Source organism: Alkalibacterium olivapovliticus, assembly GCF_003003275.1.
Classification (GTDB): Bacteria; Bacillota; Bacilli; order Lactobacillales; family Carnobacteriaceae_A; genus Alkalibacterium; species Alkalibacterium olivapovliticum.
This window is the reverse complement of the sequence record NZ_PVTO01000017.1, coordinates 42,502-54,905: the sequence shown is the minus strand read 5'-3', so window position 1 is coordinate 54,905 and position 12,404 is coordinate 42,502. Positions and strand designations below refer to the sequence as shown.

At 40.3% G+C, this 12,404-nt stretch carries 10 protein-coding genes; 3 read left to right on the top strand and 7 right to left on the bottom strand.

What is annotated here, in order from left to right:
- Positions 1–409: 409 nt before the first annotated feature.
- Positions 410–541, bottom strand: a complete 132-nt coding sequence (locus CLV38_RS14055) for a hypothetical protein (protein WP_281260050.1) — start codon at positions 539–541, stop codon at positions 410–412.
- A 342-nt stretch (positions 542–883) separates the two neighbouring features.
- On the opposite strand from CLV38_RS14055, the gene aac(6') reads away from it, so the two are divergent.
- Both aac(6') and CLV38_RS09030 read left to right on the top strand, forming a co-directional pair.
- Positions 884–1,324, top strand: coding sequence for an aminoglycoside 6'-N-acetyltransferase (aac(6'), locus tag CLV38_RS09035; RefSeq protein ID WP_106194406.1), 441 nt, complete (start codon positions 884–886; stop codon positions 1,322–1,324).
- A 211-nt stretch (positions 1,325–1,535) separates the two neighbouring features.
- Positions 1,536–2,750, top strand: a complete 1,215-nt coding sequence (locus CLV38_RS09030; protein WP_106194403.1) for a LysM peptidoglycan-binding domain-containing protein — start codon at positions 1,536–1,538, stop codon at positions 2,748–2,750.
- A 140-nt stretch (positions 2,751–2,890) separates the two neighbouring features.
- Here the strand turns inward: CLV38_RS09030 and CLV38_RS09025 are convergent, their stop codons facing one another.
- Positions 2,891–4,006 carry a zinc metalloprotease gene (locus CLV38_RS09025; protein WP_106194400.1) on the bottom strand — a complete coding sequence of 372 codons (1,116 nt, stop codon included), beginning with the start codon at positions 4,004–4,006 and terminating at the stop codon, positions 2,891–2,893.
- 151 nt (positions 4,007–4,157) lie between these two features.
- On the opposite strand from CLV38_RS09025, the gene treR reads away from it, so the two are divergent.
- The gene (gene treR / locus CLV38_RS09020) at positions 4,158–4,883 is read left to right on the top strand and encodes a trehalose operon repressor (protein ID WP_106194397.1); all 726 of its coding nucleotides are present in this window, start codon (positions 4,158–4,160) and stop codon (positions 4,881–4,883) included.
- A 126-nt stretch (positions 4,884–5,009) separates the two neighbouring features.
- Here treR and treC read toward each other — a convergent pair whose 3' ends face one another.
- The 5 genes from treC to CLV38_RS08995 form a co-directional block, all read right to left on the bottom strand.
- Positions 5,010–6,662, bottom strand: coding sequence for an alpha,alpha-phosphotrehalase (treC, locus tag CLV38_RS09015; protein WP_106194394.1), 1,653 nt, complete (start codon positions 6,660–6,662; stop codon positions 5,010–5,012).
- Between the two features lie 158 nt (positions 6,663–6,820).
- On the bottom strand, positions 6,821–8,275 hold the full coding sequence (gene treP / locus CLV38_RS09010) for a PTS system trehalose-specific EIIBC component (protein ID WP_106194391.1): 1,455 nt from the start codon (positions 8,273–8,275) through the stop codon (positions 6,821–6,823).
- Between the two features lie 242 nt (positions 8,276–8,517).
- Complete coding sequence (locus CLV38_RS09005; protein WP_106194388.1) at positions 8,518–9,789, bottom strand: bifunctional folylpolyglutamate synthase/dihydrofolate synthase; 1,272 nt, start codon at positions 9,787–9,789, stop codon at positions 8,518–8,520.
- 693 nt (positions 9,790–10,482) lie between these two features.
- Positions 10,483–11,415, bottom strand: coding sequence for an RNA-binding cell elongation regulator Jag/EloR (gene jag / locus CLV38_RS09000; RefSeq protein ID WP_106194385.1), 933 nt, complete (start codon positions 11,413–11,415; stop codon positions 10,483–10,485).
- Between the two features lie 74 nt (positions 11,416–11,489).
- Positions 11,490–12,335 (bottom strand): YidC/Oxa1 family membrane protein insertase, encoded by an 846-nt coding sequence (locus CLV38_RS08995; RefSeq protein ID WP_425427783.1) that lies wholly within the window; start codon positions 12,333–12,335, stop codon positions 11,490–11,492.
- Between the last annotated feature and the right edge of the window lie 69 nt (positions 12,336–12,404).

Genomic DNA, 12,404 nt, shown 5'->3' with positions numbered 1-12,404 from the left:
AGTATAAGGGAATCTACAGGCCTTTTTCTATTGAAATACAAAAAAGGTGCCAGTAAGTTCCAAAGGAACTCACCAACACCAAATATTATAGAACCTTCTTTTTTTACCCTTTTTTCATGTGATACAGTTGTACAATATAGTTAGTAAACTTTAAACTTCAAGTTAGTAAAGCTTTTAACGTTACACGATAATAGTGACGTTTTGTCAACTTTACTTGACTCAAAGTAAGTATACACCTTCTTGGTGTTTTTTTTCAACAATATAATGTTTTTATTTGAAAACCTTTAAAGTATATCATGTAGCAGACACAAATTAAAGTTATTTACGAATACATTATTTACCTACTTGTTTGGAACTTGAAAACAGTATCGAATAAATTACTAATATAAGTACCAAAGACTGAAACACACTAATAAACGGTAAAAAAATCCCCTATATACTGAATAGAAACTACTTTAAGCCAGCTGGTAAACATCATAATAGCTAAATACAAGCCTACTAGTGCCAGGATAACACTTAATACTTGAATGATTGTCTTCATATAATTTTTCCCCCTTCAGATAAATTAATATGTCTACTTTCCTTGCTTCAAACTCTTTAAACTCTTCCCAGTCTTCGAGGGTCACTAAAAAAAAGGGAGCTTTTTTTGTTACGAATAGTTGTAAAAAAAAGATAAAATAAATAAAGGTCTTAAATACATAATTTTATGTATTTTCATGTATTTGAAGATGAATTTACTAAACCAAAATCACAGCAAATCTAGTATGGCGATATACTCTCTAGCAGTATCGCAGCAACTTTGGAAAGCGTTTAATCAAATGGTGTGGTACACTATTTTTAAAATAAGTTATGGTTCTCATAAAAACTGGCTGGAGGATTAATTATGCAGAAAATTTTAAAAGCACGAGACATACATATTGAAAATATTACCCAACTTGCACTGCTTCTCTGGCCCGGAGATAATTACGAGACACTCGAAAGAGAAATGCTGCGTTACCAGGAAGACAGCACTGCCGAACTATTTATCTGTGAAGAAGAGAATGAGATCGTCGGTTTTGCTCATGTTCAACTGCGTTATGATTATGTAGAAGGTACAGAGACTAAACCCGTCGGCTATCTAGAAGGTATTTATGTGAAGGAAGCCTTTAGACAAAAAGGGATCGCCAGAAAACTAGTTGAAGTGGGTCAGGACTGGTCCCGTTTTATGGGTGCATCTGAATTTGCCAGTGATGTCGAGATAAAAAACGAAATCAGTGCACGGTTTCATGAAAAGATCGGATTCAAAGAAGCTAACCGAATCATCTGTTATACAAAGAAACTTTAAAAACAGTTTGACCTTAAAGGCAGAATCTTCCCTTTTCTTTGTAACATCATGTAACACATTTGTCTTTTTTGTCACTTTTTAGGCTTTACCCCATGATTTCATCCGTTATTTTTAGTATACTATAAGTAAGATAAGACTGATTCTCTCTCAATCATTCCGTTACCTTTAAGCCTATCATTCTTTTTTGTGTAGCAGAAAAGAGGTGAGAAAAATGAACACAAAAAAATTGCGATCGGTTATCGCAAAAATCGTTTGTGTGTTTTTAGGGATTTTCTTCAGTCTCTCATTGGCTATTCCCGCAGCTGCAGCTCCCGCTCAGAATATTACTAGAGGACCCACAACAGAAAGAGTAGTAGCTCTAACGTTTGATGATGGAGCCGACGGAACAAATATCAATACTATACTTCAAACCTTATCCAACCATAACATCAAAGCTACCTTTTTCCTCACAGGAACAGGCATCAACAATCACCCTCAGCGTATTCGCAATATCGTGAATCAGGGTCATGAAGTTGCCAACCACTCATACACTCATCCAGATTTCACAACCATCACACGAGCACAAATCAGAAGCGAGCTTCAGCGAACTGAAGAAGCTGTGCTCAACTTGACAGGCGTCTCCACCAAACCGTTTTTCAGACCTCCATTTGGTGCCTATAACTCAACAGTCCTGCAGCATGTTGGCGATGCAGGTTACCGTTATTCCGTTTACTGGACCATTGACACAATCGACTGGACTGGTAATTCATCTACTGATATAGTGAACCGTGTCATGAGCAGAATCACCCCAGGAGCGATCATTCTGATGCATACTGGTGCAGGAGCACGTGGTACTCCAGCCGCTCTCCCAACTATAATCACTCGTTTGAAAGGACTGGGTTACCGATTCGTGACCATGTCTCAACTGATGAACCTGCAAGCTGCGCCTAGCGGAAGGACCTATACTGTCAGACCTGGTGATACACTTTATTCTATCGCTTTACGTTACCCAGGTGTGAGCGTTCAGCAAATCGTTAATGCCAGCAACATCTCCAATCCGAATCTTATTAGTATCGGTCGAGTCTTAACTATTCCTTCATCAGGCAGTACGACACCTCCTCCTTCTTCAACTGTCACTTATACAGTCAGACCTGGTGATACACTCTATTCAATCGCTTTAAGATACAACACAACCGTTGCCCGTATCGTGTCCGTAAATAACATTTCCAATCCAAACCTTATTAGTATCGGCCGCATCTTAACTATTCCTTCAACAGGTAGCACTACACCCCCACCTTCTTCAACCGTCACTTATACAGTCAGACCCGGTGACACACTCTACTCAATCGCTTTAAGATACAACACAACTGTTACTCGTATCGCTTCAGTCAATAACATTTCCAACACCAGCCTCATTCGAGTCGGCCAAGTGCTGACCATAAGATAGTCTGAACGGCAAAAAGACCAGCTCATTGAGAGAGTGATCTGAATCCTTCCTAAAGTCATACACCTGACTATTTAAAGATGGATTCACATACTCCTGATGACTGGTCTTTTTGTTATGCCTCTAGCCCTGCTATAATCTGGCTAAAAGGCCATTATGTCCTTAAGGTGATTAAGCAGTATACGATTGACTTCTTTATCAGCAAAAGCTGGTGCCTTGTCTAGATGATCCACTGCCTGAGAAAGCAGCTTCTCGGCCTCTACACGGTTATTATCACAATAGTAAGCTATCACGCTCCTGATTCGATAGACATCGACCTGTTTCCTCTTCAAATGATCTTGAAACAAGCGGTTTGAGCGGATCTCCTTTACTAATTGAGGATTGCCTTTGTCTAAAATCAGCGTGCAGTAAAGATACTCTCGAATGATCTCTGAGCGGTAAGGCGCAATAACCGCCTGTACCTGGTCATATAACTCAGCTAATTCCTGATAAGCTTCTTCAAACTGCTTCTGTTCCAGCAGTGAACTCATTTCAATCAATTTTGTATAAATATTGAACTGCTCAGTAATCGGTTCCTGTGCATTAATTATCTTTTCTTCTTTCCCGACTTCAGAGTAGGTTTTATTGTACCGGATGAATTGGCCATTCCATCTCAGCTGCTGGAAGAACTGATCTTGTGCAACGTTACTTTTTCTCAGTTTACTTAATACCTTTGCGTCATTAAACCCAATTGGTATGCCATTCATCAGTCCTGAAGTCAGGCCGATGAAAGCAAAAAGGAGCAGATAGTCAGTCGGATTGACTGCGTATAGAAGCACACTCCCTATTGATACAATCAGATTAGCCAGTACACCCCCTGATAAATATAATCGGTAAGGTACCTCACTGATGGATTCAGGCGGATTCATCAGACACTGCCCCATCGTGCCACTCATACTGAACGAAATGGTTTTGAATTTTTTCTCTTCTTTGATGATACCGAAACTGCCTATCCTGAACAGCATAAAGGTATAGCCAGATAATAAACCGGCTACCAGATGACCCAGTTCGTGAATCACAACGTGCAGATAGACCATTACTGTAGCCGACAAAATAATCAGACCCATTGACATCAGTAATGCACCCACATTAAATTCCTCATAACGAGTCGCACTCTCTATTCCTATGCGGTAAGCGATAAATCCTAATCCTAATATAAACAAACTGTAAAGAATCAATATCCCTGTGTTTTTTAGACTATCTTTTACTTTTTTAGTCATGCAGGACTCCTTTAGTTCTTCTCTTTTCTTCTAATCCTACTCCCTTTTTATGGAGAAGCAAGCAGAAAAAGAATTGAGTTGAGTTACCTTCCTATTTCTTATAAAATTAGGTACACTAAAGAGAATGAATTAAGTAAAGGAATGGCAAACTATGAGTAGATTCCAGGATATCTTTTTAGAAATCGAGTCAGATATACTAAATCAGCAATATAAAGCAGGAGAACTGCTGCCCAGTGAAAATCAGCTGTCACAAAAATACAATGTTTCACGCGAAACAATCAGAAAAGCCCTTAGTTTACTGCTTGAAAGTGGTTACATCCAAAAGAAACAAGGTAAAGGATCAATCGTTTTGGACGTTAAACGATTTGATTTTCCAATTTCGGGTTTAACCAGCTATAAAGAACTTCAGGACGCACAACAGATGTCCAGTGAAACCATCTTAGTCCAGAACAAAAAGATGACCATCCCTGAACATATCGCCGATTTTCTGAAAGTGTCTAAAGACACTGAAGTCCACTGTGTCATACGGGCCAGAAAAGTTGATGGGGACGTAGTTATTCTTGATAAGGATTACCTCTTCACGTCTGTTATCAAAGAGATTCCGGATGCTGAAGCCAGACATTCTCTTTATCATTACTTTGAAAAAAAGCTCGGATTGACTATTGGCTTCGCTCGTAAAGAGTTCATTGCCGAACCGGCATCAAAAGAAGACCTTGAACTCATGACACTGCATAATGATACACATGTAGTGGTCACCCGCAGTGAGGTTCATCTCGAAGACACGACTCTCTTTCAGTACACTGAGTCCCGTCACCGCCTGGATCGGTTTCGTTTTGTGGAATTCGCCAGACGACGCGGCCCGGTATCGTATGATTGAGCTGTAAATGAGACAAGCTACTCATCGTTAAGTTTAAAGGGTCAGTTAAATTTTATTGATTGAAAACGAAAAAATAGTACAGCCGACTTCTTGAAGTGGACTGTACTATTTTTATGTTTTATCTCATTATTTCAATAAAAACGCTGCTGTCTCATATGGCCCCATCTTGAATTCTTTTTCAAGTGTCCGTTCAGTTCCATTTCCAATCAGATAGGCGGCATCCTTATCCAGTAAGCTTGCCGGAATGGTGATGGAATCTTCTTCCGCGTAGAAATGGTTCAGTACGAGAAGTGTTTCTCCTTCAAACTCTCTCACATAGGCGAAGATACTTGGGTGTTCCAGTTCCAGGATTTCGTATGCCCCCTCCTGAATAATCGGCATCTCTTTACGCAAGTGAATCAGCTTTTTGTAGTAGTTAAAGATCTGTCTACTGACTGTTTCATTTTCTGTGTTGATGTCTTTAAAGTTATCAGCCACCTTCAGCCAAGGCGTTCCCTCAGTGAATCCGGCATTTTCTGAATCATTCCACTGCATCGGCGTACGGGAATTATCACGTGATTTCTGTTTGATGATCTCCATTGCCTCTTCGTGATCAATGCCGTCTTCTTTCATTTTCTTGTAGGCATTGTGTGTTTCGATATCGACGTAATCATTTAGGTCATCGAATTCCGGGTTTGTCATGCCTATTTCTTCTCCCTGATAGACAAACGGTGTCCCACGAAGCAAATGAACAGTCTGAGCCAGCATGGTGCTGGTTTCAACTGGGTATTGTTTGACATCTCCGAACCGGTTATTCGCACGAGGCTGATCATGGTTATTCCAGAATAGTGCATTCCAGCCGCCTTCTTCTGTCATACCTGCTTGCCATTCGTTCAGTATTCTTTTCAGTTCGATGAAATCAAATGGAATAGTGGTCCATTTTTCGCCGTCTTTGTAGTCAACTTTCAGGTGATGGAAACTGAATATCATCGACAGCTCATCACGGTCAGGACGGGAGTAGTTGACGCCATTTTCAACAGTCATCGAACTCATTTCGCCAACAGTGATAATGTCTTCGTACTTGCCGAATGTTTCTTTGTTCATTTCCTGAATATAGTCATGCACAATCGGCGTATCCGTATAATGTGATTTCCCTACTCCATCATCAGCATCTTTCAGTTCTTCTTCTTTTCCAATAACGTTGATCACATCAAATCGAAAGCCTTTTACGCCTTTTTCAAGCCAGAAGTTGACGACTTTATACAGCTCTTTTCTGACTTCAGGATTGCGCCAGTTCAGATCTGCCTGAGTGACATCGTATAAATGCAGGTAATACTTGTCTGTGTCTCCAAATTTAGACCATGCTTTTCCTCCGAATTTAGATTCCCAGTTGGTTGGCAGACTACCATCTTCCTGTAGTTCTCTTAAAATGTAAAAATCCTGATATTTTTTATCGCCGGCCAGTGCTTTCTGAAACCATTCATGTTCCGTCGAGGTATGATTCAACACCATATCGACCATTAATGATATGCCCTGTTCTTGAGCTTCTTTAACTAACGCATTAAAATCATCCCACGTACCGAACATCGGATCGATTTCCGTATAATGTGCCACGTCATAGCCATTATCATTTTGAGGTGACGGATAAAATGGATTCAGCCAAATCATATCAATGCCTAAGTCAGCCAGATAATCCAACTTCTCCCGAACCCCATTTAAATCGCCTATTCCGTTCCCGTTAGTGTCTTTATATGACTTTGGATACGCTTGATAAATTACCTTGTCATGAAAATCAGTCATCATCGTCTCCCTTTCTTCATCTCTTATTTTAGTCAATAGAAAAAGGGTCTTCCACTAATTGAGGCCTCTCCAGTCTTCACAGTCCAGAAATGTACAATTAAATGGAAATACCCTTCCCCCATAGATTGAGCTATTTCAGTTATTAAATTGACGAGCTATTAACGGCCCAATTTGGGAATGGGCAGGTTGTCATTTTCCCAGCTTGTCATGATGCTGTTTTTCTCAAACACTATAACTAAAACAATTGGGACAACAATCGCAATGGCCATAGCCAGGAGGAACCAGATCATACCAGATTGAATACTTAAGAAACCAGGTAATCCCCCAACACCAATGTTAAAGGCTGTAACGTCCATCGCAACGGATAGCATTCCTGCAAAAGCAGAACCGATCATACCTGCAACAAATGGGTAAACATATTTAATATTAATACCGAATAAAGCGGGTTCTGTAACACCTAAATAAGCAGAAATCGCTGCTGGTACTGATACAGCTTTTTCTTTTTCATCCCCACGGTGCAACCAGATGACACCCATAACAGCAGAAGCTTGAGCAATATTTGATAAAGCAATCATTGGCCACAAGTTTGTTCCTCCAAAATCAGAAACTAACTGCAAGTCGATTGCGTTGGTCATGTGGTGGAGTCCTGTAATAACCAGCGGTGCATAAAGTCCACCAAACACAAAACCAAAAACCCAGTTGAATGTTCCGCTTAATCCCCAGTTAACACCAAGTGATAACCAAGTACCCAGCTGCCATCCAATTGGTCCAATAACAGCGTGTGCAACGAAAATAGTTGGAATCAAGGCAAATAGTGGAACGAAAATCATGGATACGGCTTCAGGTATGACGCGTCGCAGCCATTTTTCAAGGATAACCAACAAGAATGCGGCCATCATTGCCGGAATAACTTGTGCCTGGTAACCAATCATATCTAATTGGAAGAAACCGAAGTCCCAGAATGGTACGTCTCCAGCCAGGATATCTTCTACTCCATAGGCATTTAAGAGCTGCCCTGAAACGAGAGTCAAACCAAGTACAATACCTAAAATTTGAGTGGTTCCCATTTTTCTAGTTACACTCCAGGTAATCCCTACAGGCAGCATATGGAATATCGCTTCTGCAGGCAGCCATAAGAATGAGTTAACACCATTCCAGAAGACTGATGTTTCGACAATCGTTTGGCCATCTAGGAATCCCATTGGCACGGCTTCTAATACGTTTCTAAATCCTAAAATCAAACCACCGATAATAATAGCTGGAATTAATGGGGTGAATATTTCTGCCAAGGCAGCCATTATACGCTGTAAAGGATTCATGTGCTTCTTGCCTGCACCCTTCACTTCGTCTTTCGACACACCTTCCAAGCCTGATACAGCTGAAAATTCGTTGTAGAAATCGCCTACGCGGTTCCCTACGATGACTTGAAACTGTCCTGCCTGTGTGAATGTCCCTTTAACAGACTCGATATCTTCTATTCTTTCCTTGTCTGCTGCCGAAGGGTCATCCAATACAAAACGCATCCGTGTTGCACAGTGAGTTACAGCATTGACGTTTTCTTTACCGCCAATCGCCTCCAGTAATTCTTGAGCATCTTTCTTAAAATCTGCCACTTTAACTTCCTCCTTTATCTTCACTTGTATATACAAGTTGTCTTCGTTTTTACTATACTGCACCAGTACAGCAAATGCAAGCGTTTCATTTAAATTTTACGATTTTCATCCCCTTCTCCTTTCTTTATTAAAAATTTAATGGGCAGTTAATTATTCTACTTTCATTTTAACACTGTTTTTGAATCGATATATAGTAAAAACCCTTTGAACCAGCAATGGTCCAAAAGGCTTGACTGCAGTGATCACCACATTTTTTTCATGTCTCCAATTAAGTAAAGAGAGCCAAAAACAATAATGGTATCCTGCTGGTGGCGTTTATTTTTTAGTTCACCGATAACGGCTTTCACAGAATAAAATGCTTTTGATTGAAATCCCTGCTGACTGATCAGCTGGGCTGTTGCTTCTGCATCAAATCCTCTGTATGGATCCGGCGAAACTGTATAGACCGTTTCAGCTAGCGGCAGTATCATCTCGATCATCTCCATGTATGCCTTATCCTTCATCATCCCGACCACAAAAACGAGTCTGTCTGTTGGAAACAGCTGGGCTACATTCTGCTTAAGCATGGCGACACCTTCCGGATTATGTGCACCATCGATAATCACAGTGGGCTGCTGACTGATTTTTTCCATACGGCCAGGCCAGACGGTCTTAGAAAGGCCCTTTCTGATCTGAGTAAGCCCTATATCATATCCTCTTTCTTTCAGTTCCAGAGCCGCTTCTATCGCCAATGAGGCATTCATGACCTGGTGTGCCCCAAGAAGGTAGATCGTCAAATCAGTCAGCTGTTTATAATGGAATCGGCTGTCTTTATCAGTCACTATCATCTGAGTAATGTCATCGTGACTGATTTCGTTTAAGCGAGCCTTTTGTGTAGTAGCGATAGCCCGTATGACCTTATTTATTTCCGGACTGATGACTGGACAGATAACTGTTCCAGCTTCTTTAATGATCCCAGCTTTTTCAGCGGCAATTTCTTCTTTAGTTTCCCCCAGCAGTTTCATATGATCAAATCCGATCGATGTGATCATGGCCACTTCTGGGGTCTTTATAATATTGGTAGCATCCAATCGTCCACCAATACCCGCTTCTAAAATAACAAGCTTGCAGTCTTTTTCAGCAAAGTATAAAAGAGCTGCAGCCGTCAGTATCTCAAATGAATACAGTCTCTCTCCTGTTTCTTCTTCCACTTCTTCAACTAATGGAGCCACTTGTTCTGTCACACTTATAAAATCAGCATCACTAATATTCTGTTTATCGATTTGTATGCGTTCATTAACCTTTTCAAGATGAGGTGAAGTAAAGACACCAGTTTTAATACCCGATTCAACTAGAATAGAGGCTAAAAAAGCGCTTGTTGACCCTTTTCCGTTGGTACCGGCAATATGTATACAGTTTAGATCCAGTTGAGGATCTCCTATTTTTTTCATTAATAATCGCATTCTAAACAGATTTTCTTTATTTCCAGTTCCTCTATTCGTGTTGACTAGATTGATGACATCAGTCATATTCATTATGCATAACTCCCTGCTCTTAATTAGTCCTTTTCAAGTATACAATACTTTGCGTAAAATCAGTTCATATACTGACCCCACGGAACATTTTATTATTTAAGCAATTCTATTGCATTTCTTCAATTGTTCCACTATACTAATATTAATAAATTCTCATAAACACTTCTGATTCATTCTTAATACCTCATCTGTTACATCACGTAACTGACACGTTCGAACACTTCCGAATTCTCTCAACAACACTTTCTGTTTACACATTCACCTTATTATCACCCTATTGAACGATATCTTAATACCACTCTATATCCATACCTATCCCTGGATCTGACCCCTTATTTTGTTATACCCAAAACATAAATCGTCTGACGAAAGTCATTATCACACTGATTTTCTGTCTGTAGATGCACCTATTTATTTATCCTTCATCCCGATTCTTTTAACTTTACCCTCTTACTGGACATTACACCGCACTGTTTCATCGGACACCTTTCCTATCAGAATCCCATCAGCAGCGCCCTTTGTAGAGCTTTTTCACACAACTTATATACCCAAATTATTTTAAAAACCCGATATCGACTGACAACTACCGGTTTATGGCGAATGGTTACATTTCCTGATTCGCTTTGCCCTTACTTACAACATAGTGAAGAACGAGCCTGCGTTTGGGACCGCAGGCTCGTTTTATTTTACCTATTAAATTTTAAATGTGTCTTCTTTAGAAGGTTCAACGACCAGATAACGGTGAGGTTCTTTTCCTTCAGAGTGTGTCTGAACGCCTTTATGCTGATTGAGGTAGCGATGGATCTGTTTTCTTTCATGAGCAGGCATCGGCTCTAAAATAACCTGACGTTTGGTACGTTTTACTTTTTCAGCAGTACGAGACGCCAGCTGTTCAACCGTTCGCTGACGACGGTCACGGTAGTTTTCAGCATCGACTTTCGCATACAGTTTATTATCTGCGACCTGATGCAACTGAATCTGAGCCAGCGTCTGCAGACTGTTTAAGACTTTACCGTGTCGACCGATTATGAGGCCGGCATCTTCAGTATCAATCACATACTGAACGCGTCTGTCTGTTCTGTTAACTGACACCGTTACATCTTCAACACCCATTTTAGTGGCAATACGTTCAATATAATCTGAAACACTTACAATAGCCGCTTCATCAGTAGCATTTAAAACGACTTCTTTTCTCTCAGGTTTTTCATCTGTCTCTTTTTTTTCTTCTGAATCCTCTTTTGCTTCTGCTTGATCCAGATCACTATCGGATTCGACTTTTTGACTGTCCTCAGTCTCTTCTGTCTCCTCCAGTACTGTTTCAGGATCTTCAGCAACAGGTTCGATAACCGGTTGTTCATCTATATTGGATTCGTCTGCTTTAGTAATCGTTGAAGGCTCTTTCTCCCCCAAGATCAATTCTTTAGTGACTAATTCTTCTATAGCACTTTTAGCGTTTTTTCGTTTGACAACAACGACCGCATCTTTCTGGCCGAGTCCTAAAAATCCTTTTTTCGACTCTTGTGAAACTGAAATCTCAGCTTCTTCTTTTTTGATGCCTAAAGCTCTGAGTCCCTTATCAATTGCTTCTTCAGTAGTTGTTGCCTGAGCTGTATATTTATCTCTCATTCACTCTATCCTCCATTCACAATCTCTGTTTCTCCTTTATTTTACCAAATTCGAAACAATAAGTCAGAAGATTTCTATTTTTTCACATTTCGGCGGTACTTTTGTGCTCTTCTCAATGCTTTGCGTCGCTGTCTTTCAGCTTCTGCCTGCTCGGCTTCTTTATTAGCCCGCTCTTTCCTGATTTTAAACGGGTTCTGGAACAGTAACGTCTGAACCACTGAAAATCCGTTGGAAACAGTAAAGTATAATGCTAAGGCACTGGACAATCGGAAAGTGATGAATACAATCATTAATGGCATAACATATGTCATAATTTTATTGGTTTCAGTTGCTCTTCCCATACTCATTAATACTGAATGACCTAATGTAAACAAACCGGCCAGGATCGGCAGGATGAAGTAAGGATCGGGTTGACCTAAGTTGACCCATAAGAAATTCCCGGTAGCCAGGATCGGTGTTCTATTCACTGACTGATACAAAGCGATAAAGACAGGCATTTGTACGAGCATCGGCAAACAGCCCATATACGGATTGACGCCTGCATCACTGTAGAGACGCTGTTGTTCTTCTTTAAATTTTTCCTGTGTTTCTGCGTCTTTAGATGGGTATTTCTGTTTCAATTCTTCCATCTGAGGACTGATTTCGTTCATCTGCGCCATATTCTTCTGCTGAAAATGAGTAAAGGGTATCAGCAACGCACGAATAATCACTGTCACGATTATAATACCTATTCCGTAGTTTTCACCAAATAAATTCGATACCCAGATGATTGCACGGGCGAAATTGTAAATAATGACGCCTTCCCAGATTCCTGTACTTTCTGCTGAAACAGGATCTGTTCCACAAGCAGATAAAAATACGACTAATCCAAGCATACTTAGTGCGAGGAGCAATCGCTTACGTTTTCTCAAAAAATTCATTCACGTTCCCTCTTTTCTTCTACTTTGTTTCAGTAAAGATGATTTTCTTTCATAAATCTGTTGATTTGT